Raw genomic sequence first — 20,744 nt, 5'->3', positions numbered from 1 at the left:
CCAACCCGACGAAGCCGCGACTCGCCCGGCATGCCTCACCGGCCCAACCAGATCGCTCCCGCGCCCAGCAGCACACCGCCCAGCGCACAGGCCCACAGCAAGCGGCGCGTGCGAAGCTGCTCGCGCCGCAGTTGCGCGAGCCAAACGAGCGAATCGCGCCCTTCGTGGTGCTCGTGCCAATGCTGAAGGCGTTGCGCGAGCAGCGTCGGCAGACGCGGCATCGTCGCGAGATGGGGCAATTCGCGCGAAAGGCGTTTGATCCAACCGCGGTGGCCGGCATCCTCTCGGGCCAGCGCCTCGAGCGAGCCTTTGACGATCGCCCAGGTGTCCAGACTCGGCGCGAGCGTGCGCGCGATCGATTCGGCCCGCGCGAGCGCTTGATGCGCGAGCCCCAGCGCCGCGGAAACCTCGCCATCGAACGGCTCGAGCGCGCCGAGCAGATGTTGCAAGAGCGCGGCGGCCGAACGTCCGTCGATCGTTGCGGCGAAATGAGGCTCCGCGCGCGTGCGCAACTCCGCTTCCAATACTTCGCCGCGCGTCTCGGGGGCAACGTGACCGGCTTGCCGGTGCATCGCCGCCAACTGGCCGTACTCCTGCTCGAACAACGCGCAAGCGCCGTGAACGAAGAATTCGCGCTCCGGCTCGCTGAGCGTCGTCATGGTTTTGCCGTCGCCGAACACGAGCTTGCCGAACGTGGCGGCCTCGACGCTCACCCGCAAGCGTTCGGCGTCGAGAGCGGCATGGAAAAAACCGCGGGAGAACGCCTGTTCGATGATCGCTTCGACGACGCGTTCGGCCAACTGCTCCAGATCGATGCCGCGCAGGCGCAGGCCTTGGAGGTCGTTCACCGGCAGCGTTTCGATGTGCTCGATGACGAGCGCATGGTCGCTGCTCAACTCCCAGACGACGTCCGGCACCACGACACGCTCGTCGTCGCGGAAATGTTGCCCCGTCTGCGACAGATTCGCCGCCTCGGCACGTAGGTCGAAGCGGCGTTGCACGTCGACTGCAAGGGCTTGTGCCAGCGTATGCAACTGCAGCGCACGCGCCGCGGGCAGGCAGCGGTCGAGCCAGCGTGCGACCCATCCGAGCACGGCGATGTCGTCGCCGATGCGCTCGATCTCCTTCACCCTGAGCAACTTGATTGTGACATCGTTATAACGGCGGCCTTCGCGCGTGGTGCGCTCGGCCCGGGCCAGCCGGGCGGCATGCGCCTGCTCGCCGATGCTGCTGTCGCGCGCGACGAGATCGATGGCGGCGAAAGCGAGCTCGGGCGGCCGGGGCAGCGCCGCACGCAGCGCGGGCAGCACGGCGTCGGGCGGGAGCGCAGTGGCGAGCGCCTTTTCGGTGCGAGCGATCAAATCGAACGCTTCGTGCAGGGAGCGGCTGAGTCCTTGCGGATTGCGCACCGATTGAGCGGCAAACGCGCTGGCGAGCGGCCCCAGCAGCGGGAGCGCTCTATGCAGCGCCTCTCTTGCATCCGGCGACGCGTGCAGCCGGACCACCAGCGTGGCGATCCAATGCACGCGCCGCTCATGCGGTGCTGTGGACCACAGCAGGCGCACGCCGTAGCGCAGCGCGAAAAACAGTAAGCGTAGCCGGCGTAACGTAGTGCGCATGAAAGGGGCGGAGGCGTTTCGATGGTTACGGACGGCAAGCATGCCACGAGCCGCTCGCCGTGTGCAGGCACGCGTGTCACTGAAAGCTCGACGGAAGGCGGCTGATTGCGGCGCTGCACAATGAGAAAAGCTCTACCGACCCTAAAGTTATGCTTCGGCCTGCCGTAAAGGGGGCATCGGCCCGTCGGTGCTTACCCGCAACGAGCACAGCGTGCGCCTCGGCTGCCCTGACGGGACGTACGTCGTTGTTGTCATCCATGAGAGAGTCAACGATGTCGCATCATGCATTCTTCGATCGACTGTTCCCGCAAGGCGTGGCGGTCGATCTCGGCACGGCCAACACGCTCATCTATACGCGCGGCAAGGGCATCGTCCTGAACCAGCCGTCGGTCGTCTGCTTCCAGAAGAACGCGGATGCCGGCCAGGCCCGGGTGGCCGCGGTCGGCGATCAAGCGAAGCAATTGCTCGGGCGCTCGCCCGGCAACCTGGAAGCCGTGCGGCCGATGCGCCACGGCGTGATCGCCAATTTTTCCGCGGCCGAGCGCATGTTCCGCGAGTTCATCGATATGGCGCAACTGCGCTCGCTGTTCGGCCGCAGAGCCGAGTTCACGATTTGCGTCCCGTCGAATGCGACGGCCGTGGAGCGGCGCGCGATCCGCGAGGCGGCGCTGGCCGCCGGGGCCGCCAAAGTGACGCTGATCGGCGAATCGCTCGCTGCCGCGGTCGGGGCGGGGCTGCCCGTCTCCGAAGCGCGCGGCTCGATGGTCGTCGATATCGGCGGCGGCACCACGGAGGTGGGGGTCGTCTCGCTGGGCGGCATCGCCTACCAAACCTCGGTGCGGGTGGGGGGCGATCAATTCGATGCGGCGATCATCAGTCACGTGCGCAGCACTTACGGCGTGATTCTCGGCGACCAAACGGCCGAACTCGTGAAGAAAACGATCGGCACGGCGACGCTCGATGTGCCGCATCAGCGGATGCGCGCGGTCGGGCGCAGCTTGAACGACGGCCTGCCGCGCACGGTCGAGCTGACCAACCACGATGTGGCCGAGGCGCTGGCCGTGCCGCTGAAAACCGTCATCGGCGCGGTCAAGAATGCGCTCGAGAACGCGCCGCCCGAACTCGTTACCGATATCGCCGATACCGGAATCGTGCTGACGGGCGGGGGCGCTTTGTTGGCCAATCTCGACAAGCGGCTTTGCGAGGAAACCGGACTGGCCGTGCGCATTGCGCACGAGCCGCTCACGTGCGCCGTACGTGGGGCGGGCGCGGCGGCCGACTACGTCGATTCGGCCTCGTTCTTGCAGTAATCGGGACATTCCGCGCGGTCGACGCGCGATCGGACGCGTGCCGCTCGGGCGCGCTTCGCGCGGCTGCGCGGCCGGATAGGGCCGATTCGGGCCGATTCGGGCCGGGCGGAGCGGCGCCCGCGAGATGGCGGAGCCGGTGGTACCATCCCCATTTCGCTTTTCGCGTTCGCGTGCGCCGGCCGTTTATGCCTTCGATCAGCCAACTCAACGTTTATCCCATCAAGTCGTGTGCCGCCATTGCGCGCGACGCCGTGCGTCTCACCCATTACGGCCTCGAGTACGATCGCAACTGGATGGTGATCGATGCGCGCAGCCGTTTCATCTCGCAACGCACCCATGCGCGTCTTGCGCTGGTTCAGCCGACGTTCGAAGGCGACGCGCTGGCTGTCGGCGCGCCGGGCATGGACACGCTCCGTCTTGCGCTTCATGCCGCCGCGCTCGAACGCTCGCCCGTCGTGGCCGCTTCGGTCTGGGGCGATACGGTGCCGGCGCTGCATGCAGGGGAAGAAGCTGCACGCTGGTTCTCCGATTTCCTCGGCGAGCCGGTGCGACTCGTGCGCTTCGACCCAGGCTATGAACGGGAGGCGAGCCGCGAGTGGACGGGAGAGGTCACGGCGAACGTACAGTTTGCCGACGGTTTTCCGCTACTCGTACTCGGCCAGGCCTCGCTCGACGATTTGAACGCGCGTTTGGCAAGCAAGGGTGTCGACCCGATACCGATGAATCGTTTTCGGCCGAACCTCGTCATCGAGGGAATGCCCGCTTACGAAGAGGACTATGCCGAGTCGCTGTCCATTGCCGCGGCGGGCGGAGCGATCGCGCTGCGCATCGTCAAGCCTTGCACGCGGTGCCCGATTCCCACGATCGATCAGGCCCGCGGCATGCCCGACCCGCGCTGGCCGACGGAACCGACCGATACGCTGCGCACCTACCGCGCCGACAGCCGCATGGACGGCGCGCTCACATTCGGACAGAACGCCATCATTCTCGCCGGCGTAGGCGGTACATTGGAGGTCGGCCAAACGGTCGACGCCGAACTGCGATTCGACGCATGAGCGAGGCCGCGCTCATGACCGCTCACTCCGATGGCGCGCGCCGCGTATCCGCGGCGCCGGTCGATGAAGTCCGCTCGATTGCCCTCGACAACGGCTTGCGTATGCCATACGTCGAGCGCGGCGCCGGCCCGCTCGTTCTATTCGTGCACGGGTCGCTTTGCGACTATCGGTATTGGCAGCCGCAGCTTGCGGGGTTGTCGGGCCGCTACCGTTGCGTCGCCGTGAGCTTGACGCACTATTGGCCGCTGCCGGAGCTGCCGCGTACGTTTCCGTTCAGTTGGAGCCGGCACGCCGACGAGCTCGCCCAATTCCTCGAAGAGCTCGGCGGCGGCCCTGCGCACGTTGTCGCCCACTCGCGCGGAGGCGCGGTCGCGTTTCAATTCGCCGTGCGCCATCCCCAGCACCTGCAAACGCTCACGCTCGCCGATCCCGGCGGCCCGCTATCGGCGCCGGGGCAGCCCCATGCCGTGCTGCCGGATACGGTCAATGCGCTGCGTGCGCGTGCCGCTCACTTGATCGAACAGGGGCACACCGAGCCCGGCGTGCAGCTATTCGTCGATTCGGTAAGCCGGGTCGGCTCGTGGGCCAAGAGCACGCAGGCATTTCGTGCGATGGCGCTGGACAATGCTTCGACGCTGCCGCTGCAATTCAAGGACCCGCTGCCCGCTTATCGGCGGGAAGACGCATGGAGTTTGAGGTGCCCGACGCTGCTGATCGACGGCGAGAAGAGCCCCGACTTGTTCCGGCGCAACGTCGCCATGCTCGAGGGTTGGCTGCCCGACGTGCGGCGCCATACGATACGCGGCGCTTCGCATGGAATGAATCTCGCGCACCCCAGCGCCTTCAATCGCCACGTCGACGAATTTTTGCGCGAATTGGATTGAGCGCGCCGCTTGGGTGGGCGCGCAGCGCAGGCATTTGGTTTGCGCCGCTGCCTGAACGCGAAAACTTTGGGTTGTGCGGTCGTTCTATGCAGGCGTCGCCTACAATCGAGGCAGGCCGACGACCGCAAAGCATGGGCTTGGAGCAAAGGAGCTAAACGATGCTCGACACCGAAGCACTCAGCGACACCCCAACGCAAACCGGCGCCCCGTTGCAGGGCGAACCGGACGGCGCATTCATCGCGCCGGAGCACCCGTACATCGCCCGGACGAGCCAGTATGTCTTGAAGTCGGGCGACACCTTCGTCGTCAACGATCCCTTGGGGGACATCAACGGTCTCGACGACGGCCTCTTCGTCAACGATACGCGTATGTTGTCGCAATTGAGGCTCACGTTCGGCGGCAGGGCGCCATCGCTGCTCTCGGGCAACGTCAGCAACGACAATGCGTCGTTCACGGCGCATCTCACGAATCGGCCGCTGCCACCTATCGGCGGGGAAGGGACGCCCGAGGGCGTGATTCACGTCGAACGCTTGCGCATTCTGAGTGGAACGATCCTTTACGAAGCGATTACGTTGACGAACTACGGCTACAGCGACGCGGTGGTGCCGCTGTCGATCTCGTTCGCCAGCGATTTCAAAGACATGTTCGAAGTGCGCGGCTTGAAGCGCACCCAACACGGCACCACCGAGCCGCCGAAGGTCGGCCGCGACGACGTGCGGCTGGGCTATGTCGGGCTAGATCGGGTGCAACGGCACGTCGACGTCGCATTCGCCCCGACGCCGAATCACTTGTTCGCCGATCGCGCCGATTACACGATCGAACTGTCGGCGCACGCTTGCGTTTCGATTTACCTGTCGGTCGCGGCCCATACCCGTGCGTTGACGGCCCAGCAAGGAGCCGAGCCGCCGAATGCGCAAATTGCACAGCCGCCGCATAGCTCGCATCCGGCGCACTTGACGCAGATCGACGCCATGCGGCCGCGCGTGGGGCGGGTGGCGGTGCGCGCGGCGCTGGCGAACGCACACTTGTCGATGCGCGAACGCCGGCGGGCGACGGCCCGGCTGCGTTCCAGCAATCCGTTGTTCAACGCGTGGCTCGAGCGCTCGTTCGCCGATCTGAGCTTGCTCACGACGGATCTGCCGACGGGCCCCTATCCGTATGCGGGCATCCCATGGTTCTCGACGCCGTTCGGGCGCGATGCCGTCATCACATCGTTGCAGACTTTATGGCTGCAGCCGTGGCTCGCGCGCGGCGTGCTGCGGTTTCTTGCCGAACATCAGGCCCGCGAAGATTCGAAGTTTCGCGATGCGGCGACGGGCAAGATCATGCACGAAATGCGCAAGAGCGAAATGGCCGCCACGGGCGAGGTGCCGTTTGCGCTCTATTACGGCGGCGTCGACACCACCCCGCTGTTCATCGTGCTCGCGGGCGCTTATGCGTCTCGCACGGGAGACCATGCCTTCATCGCCGAGTTGTGGCCGGCGCTCGAGCGGGCGGCCCAGTGGGTCGCGAATGTCTGCGACAAGAATCCCAACGGGCTCGTCGATTATCGGTGCGAGTCCGATCGCGGTTTGGCCAATCAAGGCTGGAAGGATAGCCACGATTCGGTCTTTCACGCGGACGGCAGAATGCCCGACGGTCCGATCGCGCTCGTCGAGGTGCAGGCTTACGCGTGTGCCGCGTTCGATACGATGGCCGAATTCGCGGCGCAGCGCGGGCTTGCCGAGGACTCGGCGCGTTACGCCGCCCGCGCAGCGGCGCTGCGAGAGCGCGTGGAGGCGCTGTATTGGATGCCGGATCAGGATTTTTACGGCATTGCTCTCGACGGGCACGGCGAGCTATGCCGCGTGCTCGCGTCGAACGCCGGGCACTTGCTCGCCTTCGGGTTGCCCTCGCGCGGGCGCGGAGAAGCGGTTGCCAGGCAACTGCAATCGACCCTGTTCCATACCGGTTGGGGCGTGCGCACGCTGGCCGCGGGGCAAGCGCGCTTCAATCCGATGGCGTATCACAACGGCTCGGTTTGGCCGCACGATAACGCGCTGTGCGCGCGCGGGCTGGCGCGCTACGGCAACAAGCAGGCCGCCGTGCGTTTGCTCCAGGCGCTGTTCGAAGCGGCGGTCAGCTTCGATATGCGATTGCCGGAGCTTTTCTGCGGCTTCACACGCGAGCGCGGCGAGCCGCCCACCGCCTACCCGGTGGCTTGTCTGCCGCAAGCTTGGGCCGCGGGCGCGCCGTTCATGATGCTCGAAGCGTGTCTGGGTGTGACCATCGACGCTGTGCACGGCGAGGTGCGCATCGACCAGCCGGCGCTGCCGGAAGGGATCGACTGGCTCGAATTGCGCAATCTGCGTGTCGGCGAAGGCTCGGTGTCGATCACGTTCCGGCGCGTCGGCGAGAAGGTGGTGCCGTCCACCAGCGACGGCAACGCACGCGTCGTGGCGATACTGTAGCGGCGCGCCGCGCGGGGCTTCAGCGAAAGCGAAATTGTTCGCCTTCCAGTTTGGAGGCGCCCGTGCGAGGCGTGCCTGCGCGTATCTGCCACTTGGGCACGAAGTCGGGTCCGTAGATGACGGGCGCCATACGTGCGCTGGCATTGGCCGCGCCGGATCTCACGTGCAGCACGGTGAAGCTGCCGGGTGTGAGCGGCGTCGATGAAAGGAGCGGGTTGGGTGCGGCCAATGCGGTGTCTTCGGTCGCGTGGGCGGCAAGCGGAAACAGGCCGACCAGGCAGGCGAGGCTGAGCGATGCAATCTGCGGATGAGACATGGCTGGACCTCATCGTGATGAGCGAAAGCGTTGCTGCCTTCGCAGCAGCAACGCAGTGCGGCGCGCGGTCGAATCGTTCGTCGCCGCACGCCGATGCGCATGAAATCTAGGCGGCGACGCTTAAAAAAAGCTTAAAAAGAAACCGCATGGCACCGGTCTGGCCCGTTCCGGAGAAGGGCGCGCGGGGCGCTCAGGCTTCGAGCGCAAGCAAAGCAAAGGTCGCGAGCCAGTGCTCGCCCATGTAATCGCCGGCGACGTGAGCGAGCGCCGCATTCAGATGCGTTTCGGCTGCTTGCTCGAGCGCGAGCTTGCGCGGGTCCCCCGCGGGCAGGGCGGTTGCGATCGAGCGTTGGCACCACGCGCGGCTCAAGTTCAGTCCGTCCAGATGCGCGATCTTGCCGTCGGTGCGATCGGTGACGGTGGCAGGGGCGAACAAGGTGGCCGGTTGCCGTCGCGAGAGACGCGGCAAGAATCGATCGAACCAGACGAGGAACGCGTCGAGCGGCAATACGCGCCGCATCAGTTCGGCTTCCATCAGCGCGGGCGAGAGGAATTCGTCGCCGCTCGGCTCCCAGGCCTGACAGTCGGCATCGTCCTCGTACCAGCGCCGGGCCGTGGCTTCGATCAGCGCGCCGAACGACGTTCTGCCCGTTCCACGTGCGAAATCGAGCGCGAGCGCAAGTGCGAACGCTGTGTTGAAATGCGTGCCGACGCGCAGCGGATAAGTCGCCTTCGGCAGAAACTCCGTAAACCGCTCGATGAACCAGGCCGTCAGCGGCGCAAGCGTCGCAGCCCATCGCGCGGCCTCGATGGAGCGCATGGCGTCGAGTTGGCCGGCGAGCGCGAGCAACCAGCCCCAGCCATACGGCCGCTCGAACCCACGATTGTGAGGCAGACTCAAGTAAGCGAGTTCGCTCGCCACATTGGCCGGCGTGAAATGCGCGTCGACGACGGCGAGAATCTGCGGTGCTTGCGGCAGATCGGGATACCGATCGAGCAGACGCAACAACAACCAATAGCCGTGCACGCACGAGTGCCAGTCGTAGCTGCCGTAGAAAATCGGATGGAGTTCGCGCGGCGATTGCACGTCTTGCGGGCCTGCGAGCGAATGGGTGAGCTTGTTCGGGTATTCGCGCGTGAGGTGGGCCAGTGCGAGGGCGGCGAACTTGGCGGCGATCGCGGGCGTGAGTCGGGTAGTCATCGAGGCGGGCAGTAGATCCGGTGCGCTAACGATAGTCCGGTGCAAAAGCTTCGGCAAGCCATGAGCGGGAACGATTCGACGAGCGATGGCCGCTCGACGATAGAGGCAACGGCGGCCCCATTTCAATCGCCCGTTTTGACCCGACGCGTTTTGCGCTTGCCGTCGGCGGCGGCCCACGCCTCATTTTCGTCTCGCTCGAGCTGGGGGGCCGCTTGATAGCGGCGCATGGCCTCGCTCAAATCGTCTTTGAGCCGGAGCAACGACGTGACGGCGGGCGCGGGCGGCTGCAGCGCGGTCCAGAGAACGTCGACCAGGCGTTCGGCCGTCGCATCGATATCGGGCGTGCGCTGCCCCAGCGTGGCATCCCACAGCACGTGCTCCATCGGGCCGAATACCATCGAGCGCATCAAGCGCAGCGGCACATCGGTGCGAATCTGCCCTGCCTGTTGCGCTTGCGCGAGCACACGCATGAGCGGGGCTGTATAGCGGCGCTGCAACGCCGTCAGTTCGGCGCTCAGTTCGTGATGTTTCGCGCGGCCTTCGGACAAGACGAGCGAGCACATGCCGGTGCCGTGCACGAGCATCAAGCGCAAATGGGTGCGAACGATGAAGGCGAATTGTTGGCGGTGGCCGCTTTCTCTCGGCAGCCCCGTCTCGATGGCTGCGATGATTTCGTCGTACCAATCGGCGATCACGCGCGCGCACAGTTCGCGCTTGCCGCGAAAGTAGCTGAAGACGGTCGCCTCGGACACGCCGAGCCGTTGGGCGATCTCCGCCGTGGTCGCGCGTTCGTAGCCTTTTTCGGAGAACACTTCGCGCCCGGCCCGAAGAATGTCCTTCACGCGTTGCTGCGACTTGCGTCCGGCCGGCTGGCGACGGGCGGCGCCTACTTCGGCCTTCGATTCTTCAACGGCTTGAGTCATGTTCAATTTCGACGGATCGGCGCGGGTGATGGGTGGGATAGTAGCACCGGCATCGTCGCGCAGCATGCGGGTGCGTAGAAAAATGAGCATTCCTCAAAAAAATTATTGACGCTTACGTAAATGTGGCGTGAAATGCGCGGTGATCGGGCGCGTTTGCCGCTCGCGGGGCGGTCCGGCCCCAATCGGAATTCGAGGAGACATCCATGAGCAATGTGCCTGGTTTGCAATTCGCGCTCGGCGAAGACATCGACATGCTGCGCGATACGCTCGCCCATTTCGCGGCGAAGGAAATCGCGCCCCGCGCGGCGCAAATCGACCGCACCGATCAATTCCCGATGGACCTGTGGCGCAAGTTCGGCGAACTCGGCGTGCTCGGCATGACCGTTTCGGAGGAATACGGCGGCGCGAACATGGGCTATACGGCGCACATGGTGGCGATGGAAGAGATTTCGCGCGCGTCGGCGTCCGTCGGCTTGTCGTACGGCGCGCACTCGAACCTGTGCGTCAATCAAATCCACCGCAACGGCACGCCGGCGCAAAAGAGCAAGTACCTGCCCAAGCTCGTATCGGGCGAGCACGTGGGCGCGCTCGCGATGAGCGAGCCCAATGCCGGTTCGGACGTCGTCAGCATGAAGCTGCGCGCCGACAAGCGCGGCGACCGGTACGTCTTGAACGGCACCAAGATGTGGATCACGAACGGCCCCGATTGCGACACGCTCGTGGTCTATGCGAAGACGGATGTCGAAGCCGGCCCGCGCGGCATTACGGCTTTCATCGTCGAGAAGGGCATGAAGGGCTTCTCGGTCGCGCAAAAGCTCGACAAGCTCGGCATGCGCGGCTCGCATACGGGCGAGCTAGTGTTCGAAGACGTCGAAGTGCCCGAGGAAAACATCCTCGGCAGCCTGCATGGCGGCGTGAAGGTGCTGATGAGCGGCCTCGACTACGAGCGCGCCGTGCTAGCGGGCGGCCCGACCGGCATCATGCTCGCCTGCATGGACGCCGTCGTGCCCTACATTCACGATCGCAAGCAGTTCGGGCAGGCGATCGGCGAATTTCAGTTGATCCAAGGCAAGGTGGCCGATCTTTACACGACCCTGCAAGCATGCCGCGCTTATTTGTACGCGGTGGGCCGCCAGCTCGACACGCTCGGCAAGGAGCACGTGCGGCAAGTGCGCAAGGACTGCGCGGGCGTCATTCTCTATACGGCCGAGAAAGCCACGTGGATGGCCGGCGAAGCCATTCAGATTCTCGGCGGCAACGGCTACATCAACGAATACCCCGTCGGCCGGTTGTGGCGCGATGCGAAGCTCTACGAAATCGGTGCGGGCACGAGCGAAATCCGCCGCATGCTCATCGGCCGTGAGCTGTTCGCCGAGACGGTTTGACACCGGTCTCGATCCACCTTTGAGTCACAAGCCGCGAGACGGAGCACCGAGCTTATGCCGATCATCGAAAGCAAGTTGAACCCACGCTCGGACGAATTTCGAGCGAACGCCGCTGCATTGGAAGCGCTCGTCGCCGATCTGCGCGCGAAGGTCGCGCATGTCGCGCTGGGGGGCGGCCAGGCCGCGCGCGACAAGCACGTCTCGCGCGGCAAGCTGCTGCCGCGCGATCGGATCGCGCAGTTGCTCGATCCCGGCACGCCGTTTCTCGAGTTTTCGCAACTGGCCGCGTTCGGCATGTATCACGACGCGGCGCCGGGCGCGGGCGTCATCACGGGCATCGGCCGCATCGCGGGACAAGAGTGCGTGATCGTCTGCAACGATGCGACGGTCAAGGGCGGGACTTACTACCCGATCACCGTCAAGAAGCACGTGCGCGCGCAGGAAATCGCGTTCGAAAACCGGTTGCCGTGCGTCTACCTCGTCGATTCGGGCGGTGCGAACCTGCCCAATCAAGACGAGGTGTTTCCCGATCGCGATCATTTCGGCCGCATCTTTTTCAATCAAGCGAACATGTCGGCCGCGGGCATCGCGCAGATCGCCGTCGTGATGGGCTCGTGCACGGCGGGCGGCGCCTATGTGCCCGCGATGAGCGACGAATCGATCATCGTCAAGAATCAAGGCACGATCTTCCTGGGCGGCCCGCCGCTCGTCAAAGCGGCGACGGGCGAGGAAGTGAGCGCCGAGGATCTCGGCGGCGGCGACGTCCATACACGTTTGTCGGGGGTGGTCGATCATCTCGCGCAGAACGATGCGCACGCATTGGCGCTCGCACGCGGCATCGTCGGCAAGCTCAACTTGACGAAACAGGCCCCCCTTGCCCTGCGCGCGCCGAAGCCGCCGCGCTACGATGCCCAAAGCCTTTACGGCGTGATTCCCGTCGATACGCGCAAGCCGTTCGACGTGCGCGAAGTGATCGCCCGCATCGTCGACGATTCCGAGTTCGACGAATTCAAGGCGCGGTACGGGACGACGCTCGTCACCGGCTTCGCGCATATCTGGGGCCACCCCGTCGGCATCATCGCGAACAACGGCATTTTGTTCTCCGAATCCGCGCTCAAGGGCGCGCACTTCATCGAGCTTTGCTGCCAGCGCAAAATCCCGCTCGTGTTCCTGCAAAACATCACCGGGTTCATGGTGGGCCGCAAGTACGAGAACGAAGGGATCGCGAGAAACGGAGCGAAGATGGTCACTGCCGTGGCGACCGCGAAGGTGCCCAAGTTCACGGTCATCATCGGCGGCTCGTTCGGTGCGGGGAACTACGGTATGTGCGGCCGTGCCTATTCGCCGCGCTTCCTATGGATGTGGCCGAACGCGCGCATCTCGGTGATGGGCGGCGAGCAGGCCGCTTCGGTCCTCGCGACGGTCAAGCGCGACGGGATCGAAGCGAAAGGCGGCGCGTGGAGCCCCGACGAGGAAGAAGCGTTCAAGCGCCCGATTCGCGAGCAATACGAGCATCAAGGGCATCCGTATTACGCGAGCGCGCGGCTGTGGGACGACGGCGTGATCGATCCGGCGCAAACGCGCGATGTGCTGGGCCTCGGGCTCTCCGCGGCGATGAACGCACCCATCGAGGAGACGCGCTTCGGCGTGTTCAGAATGTGATGCGGGCAAGGCGCGTTCGCAAGCTCGGATTCGCTGCGAACGCAGCCTAGCCCAAGGCAAGGAGACGCTCAATGCAGTACAGCATGTTGGAAGTTCGGTTTGCCGCTCATGTGGCGACGGTGACGCTTGATCGCCCCGACGTTCGCAATGCGTTCAACGAGACGACGATTGCCGAGTTGACCGATGTGTTCAGGCAGCTCGACGCGCGCGAGGACGTGCGCGCGATCGTGCTGGCGGCCAACGGTCCGGCGTTTTGCGCAGGGGCCGACCTGAACTGGATGAAAAAGATGGCCGCGTTCTCCGACGAGGAGAATCGTGTCGACGCACGCCGTCTCGCCGATATGTTGTCGGCCATCTATCGCGTTTCGAAACCGGTCGTCGCGCGGGTATCGGGCGATGCCTTCGCGGGCGGCGTCGGTCTCGTCGCGGCAAGCGACATCGTCGTCGCCGTGGACACGGCGCGCTTTTGCCTCTCGGAAGCGCGGCTTGGCCTCATAGCCGCGACGATCGCACCGTACGTCGTTCGTGCGCTGGGCGAGCGCGCCTCGCGCCGCTACTTCACGACGGCCGAGCCGTTCGACGCCGCGACCGCGCTAAGGCTCGGGCTCGTGCATGAAGTGGTTGCCGCCGATTCGCTCGATACCCGGATCGGAAAGATCACTGCCGCGCTGTGCGCGAATGGTCCTCAGGCGGTGCGCGAATCGAAGCGCCTGGTGCTGGACGTCGCCGGCCGCGGGTTGGACGAAACCTTGATCGACGACACGGCCCGCCGCATCGCGCGAATTCGCGCGAGCGAGGAGGGGCGCGAAGGCGTCGCCTCGTTCCTCGAAAAGCGCGCGCCCGCTTGGGCGGCGCACTGAGCGCAATCCGCTAGCCACTTCACCGCGAGACACTCCATGTTCAACAAGATTTTGATTGCGAATCGCGGCGAGATCGCTTGCCGCGTGGCTGCGACGTGCAAGCGGCTCGGGATTGCGAGCGTCGCCGTCTATTCCGATGCCGACGCCAATGCGAAGCACGTGGCCGCATGCGACGAAGCGGTCCATATCGGCGGTGCGGCGGCGAGCGAGAGCTATCTGCGCATCGAGCGCATCATCGATGCGGCATTGCGCACGGGCGCTCAGGCCGTTCACCCGGGCTACGGATTTCTTTCGGAGAACGAAGCATTTGCGCAAGCATGCGAAGCGGCCGGGCTCGTTTTCATCGGGCCGCCGGTGTCGGCCATCGCGGCGATGGGATCGAAGGCGGCGGCCAAAGCGCTGATGCAGGCGGCGGATGTGCCGCTCGTGCCGGGCTATCACGGCGACGAACAAGACGCCGAACTCCTGCAGCGTGAAGCCGATGCCATCGGCTACCCGGTTTTGCTCAAGGCGAGCGCCGGGGGCGGCGGCAAGGGCATGCGCGTGGTCGAGAAGCGGGAAGACTTCGCTTCCGCGCTGGCATCGTGCAAGCGCGAGGCCGCTAGCAGCTTCGGCAACGATCGCGTGCTCATCGAAAAGTATTTGACGCGTCCGCGTCACGTCGAAGTTCAAGTGTTCGCCGATCGGCACGGCGGCGCGGTTTACTTGTTCGATCGCGATTGCTCCGTGCAGCGGCGCCATCAAAAAGTTCTCGAGGAGGCGCCTGCGCCCGGCCTCTCCGACGCCGTGCGACGCGCGATGGGCGAGGCGGCGGTGGCAGCGGCGCGGGCGGTCTCCTATGTCGGCGCGGGCACGGTCGAATTCATCATGACCGACAGCGCGTTCTATTTCATGGAGATGAACACGCGGCTGCAGGTGGAGCATCCGGTCACCGAAATGATCACGGGGCAGGATCTGGTCGAATGGCAGTTGCGCGTGGCCGCCGGCGAGCCGCTGCCGCTTACGCAAGAACAGTTGCGCATCGACGGCCATGCGATCGAGGCGCGCGTGTATGCAGAGAATCCGGCGCGCGGGTTCTTGCCGTCGACGGGCGCGCTCAAATATCTGCGCATGCCGCAAAGCGTCGAGTTTGCGATCGGCGCGCCCGAGCGCGCGCCGGTGCGGATCGATAGCGGTGTGCGCGAAGGCGATACGATCACGCCGTTTTACGATCCGATGATCGCCAAGCTGATCGTGCACGGGGCCGACCGCGACGAAGCGCTCGCGCGCTTGAGCCGTGCGTTGCAAGCCTTCGAGGCGGTCGGCCCGCAAACCAACGTGGCGTTTTTGCAGCGCATCGTGCAAAGCCAGCCGTTTGCGAGCGCCGATCTCGATACGGGCCTCATCGAGCGCCATCACGATGCTTTGTTCGCGCCGGTGGAGCGGCCGTTCAAGGCGGCGATGGCATTGGCGTGCGCGGCGCTGCTCACGCGCGAGGGCGGCGTCGCACATGGCGCTTCGCCGTGGGATGCGCTGTCGCATTGGTGCTTGAACGGCAGTTACCGTCAAACGATCGAATGGCGCGACGTTGAAAACGACAGCGTCTTCAGGATCGCTTACACGCGCGAGGGCGACGTGCGCGAGTTGGAGCACGACGGCGGGCGCGATACGTTCGACTGGTGGCGCGGCGGCGAGCCGCATACGTTCGGGGCGCGTCTGGGCGAGCAGCGCATCACGGGGCGCGTGTTCGTCGACGGCGATATGTTCCATGTTTTTTGTCTCGGTGCGGCGGTGGCGTTCGAATGGCAGAACTTGCTCGCTCATGCGGCCGACGCGGAGCACGGCGAAGGGCGGTTGACCGCGCCGATGCCGGGCAAAGTGATCGCCGTGCTCGTGGAACGGGGCGCGGTGGTGGAGAAAGGCGCGCCGCTCATCGTGATGGAGGCGATGAAGATGGAGCATACGATCGGTGCGCCGGCCGCGGGCAAGGTTGCCGAGGTGCTCTACGGGGTGGGCGATCAAGTGGCCGACGGTGCGCAGTTGCTCGTGATGGAAGCGCAGTAGGGCGGTCGAACCGGACGGTTGGCAACGCTGCGGGATCGAAGCCGCGAACGGCGAAGACGAAATTGGATAACGCGGCAATCGTCGCTACTCGTTAGGCGATGCGTTCGGCCCTCATGACGTGAAGGCGTTGCGCGGCTTGGCGCAAGCCTTTGAAGATCCGGCCCGCTACCTTCTCTGGAAAATGCGGTGGCAGAGCGCTCGCTACCGAATCGATCGCCGGCTCGGTGCGCTCGAGAATATCGGCGATAAGCGTTTCAGCATTGCGCCCATAGCGGCACAGGCGGGCTGTCTCGTTGAAGTGGCTGCGTTTGACGTCGCGCATTCGGTAGTGCTTGCTTGCGCCCCAGACCGCCATCGCGAGCGACGCCTTGTGCCACGACCACTGATTGGGTCCGTCTCCTTCCACGGGCCAAATCGACATGACGTCGTAGAGCGGTGTCATGCGGAAACGCCCGCCGGGCAGCAGCCAGAGGCTGAAGTTCTTTGCGTGGCCGTCCGGCGCGGCGAGCATCCAATAAAGGATCTGCGCCCGCAGGAAGTTCGAGATGTCTTCCTCGGCGTGTTCCGACTGCCGCAGAATGGCGGCGATGTCGCGTATGCCTGGGCCGCCGTCCGCTTCGTATTTGCGATGCGGGGAAATGCCCAGGGCCTGACAAAAATCCTCTTGGGGCAAGCGCAGCAACGCGCCGCTCCTGCCCACGATGCGATCGAACCGTTCGACACACAAGACTTTCTGCGCGCCAAAGGTCAAGATATCGGCCTTGGGTACCGGAAGGCCATATGCACCGAGGAGGGCCAGGCACAGCCATTCGTTTTCGACGGACGTTTGAAAGTCGATCTTCTTGCGACCGAGCAGGCCGAGCGGCAATTTCAGGATGTGCGTCGTCGGCGTGGCTCCATGCGGGAGCAACCACTGATCGTGGTGATGCAGTAGGGCGGTTTTCTCTTGCGCCCCGGCTAGTGAAATGCGGAACTCGTCTTCGTCATCGTCGGGCCAAACGGGCTCCGTGCCGAGCATGCGTTGTAAGATGCGCTCGACGTCGACCGGGGAAAGCGGCTTGCCCTCGATCTTCTCGACGTTCGCAGGCGCTTCATCGGCATCGAGTAACTGCACGGCGCCGACGCAGTCGCGCCCGATCGCCTTGAGCAAATCGAATGCATCTTGCGTCTCTGTCTTGAAGCGCGTTGCGATGCGCTTGCGAATCTCGGCGCTGTCGGGCAACAGGTTGTCGAAATAGTTTTGGACGCGCGCTCCCTTCAGCGGGAGATTGCTTATGCCAAAGGGCAAAGAAAGCGAAAGGGGCCGTCCGACGGCCGATTGTTTCCAACTCTCGGCGTAGCGCAGTTGCATTTCGCCGTGCGCGGGAATCTCCCATACGCCGACGTGCTCGCCATTGGCCCAGACCGATAGTGCGCGTGCGTGTGACTTGCGGCCCATGGGTTACCACTCCGGCGGAGCGGCAGGCGCGCCTGGCGAGGGCCGCGCCTCGCGTGGCTGAATGTACAACTCCAACCCATAGAGCGCAAAAAGGGAGAGCATTTGGTCCACGGTGAGCGTGCCCGTGGCAGTCGTCTCGAGCAACGATAGCCGCGGCTGCCCGACGCCGGCATGAACGGCTGCCTGCGCCTGCGTCAGACCTTTGGCCTTGCGGGCAGAGAGCAAAACTTGGGCAAGCTGTGGCGATGTGCTGACCTTGATCATCGTTGATATTCCTATAAGGAATAAACGCAGTATATGCCTCACAAACATAAACTGCAAATATTCGTGTCAGGAATATCGAGCCCGCCAATTCGCTTCGTGGCTGCTTGCCCAGCTGTGCTGGATAAGCGCGCCAGCACGAATATTCTTCACAGGCATAAAACGCGTTTATTCCTCACGCGAATAAACGCTCGGCGCGCGTGCCCGGGGCCGGCGAAGTCCGCTACTGCAGGGTGCCCCAGCGCTCCACTGCCGGTTCGGCCGAAGCCCACTTCCACTCGGCGCCCTGCTTGCAAGCGCTGGCCGTGAACCAGTACACCTTCGAATCGGGCTTGTCGCCGTCCACGACCGAGAACGCAAACTCCTTGCACGCGGCCAGTGCACTGTCGATTTCTCGCGTCACGCGCACTTCGCCGTGACCGTTTTCGACAGGGAGCGTGTGTTCGACGCGCCATGGTTGCGCGGCGCCCACGGGCAACTGCCCGACTAGGGCGGCAATCGCATCTTGCTGGTCTCGATGCATGGCGCGCATGTAGCGATTCACCGCTTCGTCGGTTGCCGATTGCACCGCGATGCCCACCCCGATGCCGACCGCCGGGTTGGCCGTGACCGCGCCCGTTGCGACGCCCGCGACCGCGCCGCTCGCCGCGCCGATCGACGCGCAGCCGCTCACGAGGGCGCCCGCGCCGACGCACGCGAGCGCCACGAAAATCACGCGGGGGCTCATTGCAAGGCGCCCCATCGTTCGGTGGCGGGCTCGGCCGACGCCCACTTCCACGTATTGCCGTCGCGGCACACGGAGGCGACGTAAAACGCGCTCGAAGCTGCGTCGTTCTTGGTCGCGACTCGATCGACGGAGAACACGATTTCCTTGCAGTCCAGCGCACCCGTGCTGATCGTGCGGCTAACCGTGACGCGGCCGTGCTCGTCGGGGTCGAGGGGGATGCTGTGCCGAGTCGTCCACGGTGCGACCGCGCCTACGGCCAACGGCCCGGCCGCTGCGGCAATCGTGTTCTGCGTGTCGCGGTGCACGACCCGCTCCGTATATTGCACGCCCGCTTTGGCGGCGGCGACTGCACCCAGGCCGATACCGGTCGCGACGGCTGCATTGCGGGTGACCTTCGATGCAAGCGCCGCGCCGGCGATACCGGCGCCTGCCGAGGCGCTTTCCGTGTACACGGAACTGCAGCCGCTCAAATCGGCCATGGCCGCTGCGACGAGCGCGGCGGCCGCGAATCGGCGCATTGTCTTTTGCATATCCGCTGCCTTTTTATCCATAGCTCTTTGCTTATTACGATCTGACAGCATGAAGCACGCCTTGCGCTTCGCCCGCGCCTCAGCCCTTCATACGGCGCCGCGCCGCGCCGCGCCGCGCGCGACGCCGCGGCATTTTGCAGCAATGGATTCAAAAAGGACATTCGAAAATTGCAAAAAATTGCAAACTGGCGAGGGTGAGCGAATCGCTACGGGGGCGCGACGAGTTAGCAGAAATCCGATTTAGGAAGCGTTGGCGCAACGATGATCGAGCAGGGTTTCAGCCGAGCCCGTTCCACCTTCGGTGTCGATGCTGCTGTTGACGATCAACCAACCCGCCTGCTCGGCCGAAGGGCCGGCGCCGGTGACGAGGATCGTCTGGCCGGCCATCGTGTCCGGATTCGTCTTGTCGCCGGCCACGACGTCGAAAGGATTGAAGTCGAAGCTGGGACCCGGCACGCGCATCACGCGGTAGCGGGTGCCGTCGATCGTGAGGCGAGCCCACGTGCGCGGCGGATCGCTGCGATGCGCAGCGAGCGCCGATACGGCATCGCCGCGCATGCAGTCGATGTGGATGTGCAACTGCTCTTGCGAGCGGCGCATCGCCGAATTGATCTCCAGCCCGATTTCGTCGTCGGCGAGCGGGGCGCGGCGTGCGCTCTTCAGCCTGGCTTCGACGAAACTTCGCGCAGCCCACGCATCGGCCCAATAATTCGGCGCGTTGGGGGCGAGCAGGCTAGGGCTTTCAATGCCGGAAATTCGATCGGTCGGGATCAAGAGATGCTGCGCCACACCCTGCCGATCGCGCAAGATGGCGAAGCGGCCCGGCAGGTCGACCGTTGCGCAGATGCCGGGCTTGCCCGTCGTGCGCGCGGCCGGCACGCAGTCGAAATCGACGATTTGCCAGAGCGCGTTGGGATCGGCTGCCGCGAGCACCGAGCAACCTGACGCAATCAGGGTGGCGCCAGCGGCTAGCGCCAACGTGCTGCGGCGAATCGAATTGAACATGGCCTGTCGCGTAGATGCGGATGACGAGACGCGGCCATTGTGTCATGTAAGCCGGGCGGACGGCGCGGAACTGCGCAGCGCCGTCCGTGCGCCGCGACGGAACGCGGCTAGCTTCAGAACACCTTCGTGATCGTCGCAAAGAACGTCGTTTGCAGCGGGTTCGACACGGCGATGTTGCCCGAGGAATCCGGCGCGCCCGTGGTGTAGTGATCGTAGACGTTGGTTGCGCCCCAGCCCTTGGTCACCGCGCCCGTCAAGGTCCAGCCGCCGTCGAACGTCTTCGATACGGCAACCTTCGCGTCTTGCCAGTTGTACGCCGAGAAGTTTTGCACGCGCTCCCAGCCGTAATGCAAGAGCAGGGAGAAGCCGTGCGTCAGATCGATGTTGGTATTCAAGTCGAGGTAGCCGGAGCCTCGGCTGCCCTTACCGCTGCCGATCCCGAGCGATTGGCTGTCATAGCCGAAGTAATTCGGCGTATAGGTCAGCCAATACTTCGCCGTGAACCATTTGTAGGTCAATGCCGCGACGAACTCCCCATAGTTGTAGCTCGTGTTGCTTGCCGACATGCGCGCGCCCGGGTACACGTAGTAGTAAAGCGTGCCCGTGTACGACAGATCGCCGAGCGCGCCGCCGTATCCGCCATACAAATCCCACTCGACGCTGCCGCCTTCGATGAACTTGCTGCTGACGCTCGACAGCCACGTTCCTGCGAACAGCCCGCTCGAATGCGTGTAGTCGAACCCGCCTTGAATCGCCGGTTTGCCCCACGTCTGCCGAAAACCGCGTGAGACGTACTGCGACGCGAGCGTGACGTTGGCCGTGAACGGAGAAGCAGCGGGCGCGGCCGGAGCCGCCGGCTGGGCGCTCGCCGCCGTTGCCGCCGGATCGGCCGCCGTGGCCGTTGCGGCCGGCACACTCGCGCTGCTTGGCTCTGCTGTCTGCGCAAGCGTATTGTGCGCATAGAAAGAGCCGACCAACAGCGTCGCGCCGCCCAGTGCGGCGGATTTCAAGCGTGACTTCGTTTTCGGGTGAGTCATGAGGCGCTCCGTCGTCGTTGTAATCGGTATGGCCGGCC

Annotated in this window: 18 protein-coding genes; 8 read left to right on the top strand and 10 right to left on the bottom strand. The window is 64.8% G+C overall.

Annotated features, from left to right (window positions below):
* Positions 1 to 35: 35 nt before the first annotated feature.
* Complete coding sequence (locus tag QQS38_RS04435) at positions 36 to 1,619, bottom strand: ABC1 kinase family protein (protein ID WP_479644165.1); 1,584 nt, start codon at positions 1,617 to 1,619, stop codon at positions 36 to 38.
* A gap of 272 nt (positions 1,620 to 1,891) precedes the next feature.
* Here QQS38_RS04435 and mreB point away from each other — a divergent pair, with 272 nt between their 5' ends.
* The 4 genes from mreB to QQS38_RS04415 all read left to right on the top strand — a co-directional run bounded on the left by mreB (position 1,892) and on the right by QQS38_RS04415 (position 7,318).
* Positions 1,892 to 2,929, top strand: coding sequence for a rod shape-determining protein MreB (mreB, locus tag QQS38_RS04430; RefSeq protein ID WP_479644164.1), 1,038 nt, complete (start codon positions 1,892 to 1,894; stop codon positions 2,927 to 2,929).
* 185 nt (positions 2,930 to 3,114) lie between these two features.
* Positions 3,115 to 3,984, top strand: a complete 870-nt coding sequence (locus QQS38_RS04425; protein ID WP_479644163.1) for an MOSC domain-containing protein — start codon at positions 3,115 to 3,117, stop codon at positions 3,982 to 3,984.
* 101 nt (positions 3,985 to 4,085) lie between these two features.
* Positions 4,086 to 4,868: an alpha/beta fold hydrolase gene (locus QQS38_RS04420; RefSeq protein WP_479644527.1), complete on the top strand. Its 783-nt coding sequence runs from the start codon at positions 4,086 to 4,088 to the stop codon at positions 4,866 to 4,868.
* Positions 4,869 to 5,026: 158 nt separating this feature from the next.
* Complete coding sequence (locus QQS38_RS04415; protein ID WP_479644162.1) at positions 5,027 to 7,318, top strand: amylo-alpha-1,6-glucosidase; 2,292 nt, start codon at positions 5,027 to 5,029, stop codon at positions 7,316 to 7,318.
* Positions 7,319 to 7,337: 19 nt separating this feature from the next.
* Here the strand turns inward: QQS38_RS04415 and QQS38_RS04410 are convergent, their stop codons facing one another.
* The 3 genes from QQS38_RS04410 to QQS38_RS04400 form a co-directional block, all read right to left on the bottom strand.
* Positions 7,338 to 7,634 carry a hypothetical protein gene (locus tag QQS38_RS04410; RefSeq protein ID WP_479644161.1) on the bottom strand — a complete coding sequence of 99 codons (297 nt, stop codon included), beginning with the start codon at positions 7,632 to 7,634 and terminating at the stop codon, positions 7,338 to 7,340.
* A 190-nt stretch (positions 7,635 to 7,824) separates the two neighbouring features.
* Positions 7,825 to 8,835 carry a DUF2891 domain-containing protein gene (locus QQS38_RS04405; protein WP_479644160.1) on the bottom strand — a complete coding sequence of 337 codons (1,011 nt, stop codon included), beginning with the start codon at positions 8,833 to 8,835 and terminating at the stop codon, positions 7,825 to 7,827.
* A gap of 122 nt (positions 8,836 to 8,957) precedes the next feature.
* The gene (locus QQS38_RS04400; RefSeq protein WP_479644159.1) at positions 8,958 to 9,758 is read right to left on the bottom strand and encodes a TetR/AcrR family transcriptional regulator; all 801 of its coding nucleotides are present in this window, start codon (positions 9,756 to 9,758) and stop codon (positions 8,958 to 8,960) included.
* Positions 9,759 to 9,961: 203 nt separating this feature from the next.
* Here QQS38_RS04400 and QQS38_RS04395 point away from each other — a divergent pair, with 203 nt between their 5' ends.
* The 4 genes from QQS38_RS04395 (at position 9,962) to QQS38_RS04380 (ending at position 15,708) form a co-directional block, all read left to right on the top strand.
* Positions 9,962 to 11,143, top strand: coding sequence for an isovaleryl-CoA dehydrogenase (locus tag QQS38_RS04395; protein ID WP_479644158.1), 1,182 nt, complete (start codon positions 9,962 to 9,964; stop codon positions 11,141 to 11,143).
* Between the two features lie 54 nt (positions 11,144 to 11,197).
* Positions 11,198 to 12,805, top strand: a complete 1,608-nt coding sequence (locus QQS38_RS04390) for a carboxyl transferase domain-containing protein (protein ID WP_479644157.1) — start codon at positions 11,198 to 11,200, stop codon at positions 12,803 to 12,805.
* Positions 12,806 to 12,876: 71 nt separating this feature from the next.
* On the top strand, positions 12,877 to 13,665 hold the full coding sequence (locus QQS38_RS04385) for an enoyl-CoA hydratase/isomerase family protein (protein WP_479644156.1): 789 nt from the start codon (positions 12,877 to 12,879) through the stop codon (positions 13,663 to 13,665).
* Between the two features lie 36 nt (positions 13,666 to 13,701).
* A complete protein-coding gene (locus tag QQS38_RS04380) occupies positions 13,702 to 15,708 on the top strand; it encodes an acetyl/propionyl/methylcrotonyl-CoA carboxylase subunit alpha (RefSeq protein ID WP_479644155.1) in 2,007 nt (668 codons plus the stop codon).
* 91 nt (positions 15,709 to 15,799) lie between these two features.
* Here QQS38_RS04380 and QQS38_RS04375 read toward each other — a convergent pair whose 3' ends face one another.
* The 6 genes from QQS38_RS04375 to QQS38_RS04350 all read right to left on the bottom strand — a co-directional run bounded on the left by QQS38_RS04375 (position 15,800) and on the right by QQS38_RS04350 (position 20,706).
* Positions 15,800 to 17,146: a type II toxin-antitoxin system HipA family toxin gene (locus QQS38_RS04375; RefSeq protein ID WP_479644154.1), complete on the bottom strand. Its 1,347-nt coding sequence runs from the start codon at positions 17,144 to 17,146 to the stop codon at positions 15,800 to 15,802.
* Positions 17,147 to 17,149: 3 nt separating this feature from the next.
* Positions 17,150 to 17,410, bottom strand: coding sequence for an XRE family transcriptional regulator (locus tag QQS38_RS04370; protein ID WP_479644153.1), 261 nt, complete (start codon positions 17,408 to 17,410; stop codon positions 17,150 to 17,152).
* 220 nt (positions 17,411 to 17,630) lie between these two features.
* On the bottom strand, positions 17,631 to 18,134 hold the full coding sequence (locus QQS38_RS04365; protein WP_479644152.1) for a hypothetical protein: 504 nt from the start codon (positions 18,132 to 18,134) through the stop codon (positions 17,631 to 17,633).
* Positions 18,131 to 18,664 carry a hypothetical protein gene (locus tag QQS38_RS04360; RefSeq protein ID WP_479644151.1) on the bottom strand — a complete coding sequence of 178 codons (534 nt, stop codon included), beginning with the start codon at positions 18,662 to 18,664 and terminating at the stop codon, positions 18,131 to 18,133. Before QQS38_RS04360 ends, QQS38_RS04365 begins: the two co-directional genes overlap by 4 nt.
* Positions 18,665 to 18,904: 240 nt before the next feature.
* On the bottom strand, positions 18,905 to 19,669 hold the full coding sequence (locus QQS38_RS04355) for a CDP-diacylglycerol diphosphatase (protein WP_479644150.1): 765 nt from the start codon (positions 19,667 to 19,669) through the stop codon (positions 18,905 to 18,907).
* Positions 19,670 to 19,782: 113 nt separating this feature from the next.
* On the bottom strand, positions 19,783 to 20,706 hold the full coding sequence (locus QQS38_RS04350; RefSeq protein WP_479644149.1) for a TorF family putative porin: 924 nt from the start codon (positions 20,704 to 20,706) through the stop codon (positions 19,783 to 19,785).
* Between the last annotated feature and the right edge of the window lie 38 nt (positions 20,707 to 20,744).

The sequence above is a fragment of the Trinickia sp. Z7 genome (genome assembly GCF_056498045.1).
This window is presented reverse-complemented; position numbering and strand designations above follow the sequence as displayed.

Excerpts from the sequence above, each read along its gene's own strand:
- QQS38_RS04355 (WP_479644150.1), bottom strand. The coding sequence starts at position 19,669 with ATGTTCAATTCGATTCGCCGCAGCACGTTGGCGCTAGCCGCTGGCGCC.
- QQS38_RS04375 (WP_479644154.1), bottom strand. The coding sequence starts at position 17,146 with ATGGGCCGCAAGTCACACGCACGCGCACTATCGGTCTGGGCCAATGGC.
- QQS38_RS04435 (WP_479644165.1), bottom strand. The coding sequence starts at position 1,619 with ATGCGCACTACGTTACGCCGGCTACGCTTACTGTTTTTCGCGCTGCGC.
- QQS38_RS04390 (WP_479644157.1), top strand. The coding sequence starts at position 11,198 with ATGCCGATCATCGAAAGCAAGTTGAACCCACGCTCGGACGAATTTCGA.
- QQS38_RS04395 (WP_479644158.1), top strand. The coding sequence starts at position 9,962 with ATGAGCAATGTGCCTGGTTTGCAATTCGCGCTCGGCGAAGACATCGAC.
- QQS38_RS04380 (WP_479644155.1), top strand. The coding sequence starts at position 13,702 with ATGTTCAACAAGATTTTGATTGCGAATCGCGGCGAGATCGCTTGCCGC.
- QQS38_RS04360 (WP_479644151.1), bottom strand. The coding sequence starts at position 18,664 with ATGCAAAAGACAATGCGCCGATTCGCGGCCGCCGCGCTCGTCGCAGCG.
- QQS38_RS04385 (WP_479644156.1), top strand. The coding sequence starts at position 12,877 with ATGCAGTACAGCATGTTGGAAGTTCGGTTTGCCGCTCATGTGGCGACG.
- QQS38_RS04415 (WP_479644162.1), top strand. The coding sequence starts at position 5,027 with ATGCTCGACACCGAAGCACTCAGCGACACCCCAACGCAAACCGGCGCC.
- QQS38_RS04350 (WP_479644149.1), bottom strand. The coding sequence starts at position 20,706 with ATGACTCACCCGAAAACGAAGTCACGCTTGAAATCCGCCGCACTGGGC.
- QQS38_RS04405 (WP_479644160.1), bottom strand. The coding sequence starts at position 8,835 with ATGACTACCCGACTCACGCCCGCGATCGCCGCCAAGTTCGCCGCCCTC.
- QQS38_RS04365 (WP_479644152.1), bottom strand. The coding sequence starts at position 18,134 with ATGAGCCCCCGCGTGATTTTCGTGGCGCTCGCGTGCGTCGGCGCGGGC.
- mreB (WP_479644164.1), top strand. The coding sequence starts at position 1,892 with ATGTCGCATCATGCATTCTTCGATCGACTGTTCCCGCAAGGCGTGGCG.
- QQS38_RS04425 (WP_479644163.1), top strand. The coding sequence starts at position 3,115 with ATGCCTTCGATCAGCCAACTCAACGTTTATCCCATCAAGTCGTGTGCC.
- QQS38_RS04370 (WP_479644153.1), bottom strand. The coding sequence starts at position 17,410 with ATGATCAAGGTCAGCACATCGCCACAGCTTGCCCAAGTTTTGCTCTCT.
- QQS38_RS04410 (WP_479644161.1), bottom strand. The coding sequence starts at position 7,634 with ATGTCTCATCCGCAGATTGCATCGCTCAGCCTCGCCTGCCTGGTCGGC.
- QQS38_RS04420 (WP_479644527.1), top strand. The coding sequence starts at position 4,086 with ATGCCATACGTCGAGCGCGGCGCCGGCCCGCTCGTTCTATTCGTGCAC.
- QQS38_RS04400 (WP_479644159.1), bottom strand. The coding sequence starts at position 9,758 with ATGACTCAAGCCGTTGAAGAATCGAAGGCCGAAGTAGGCGCCGCCCGT.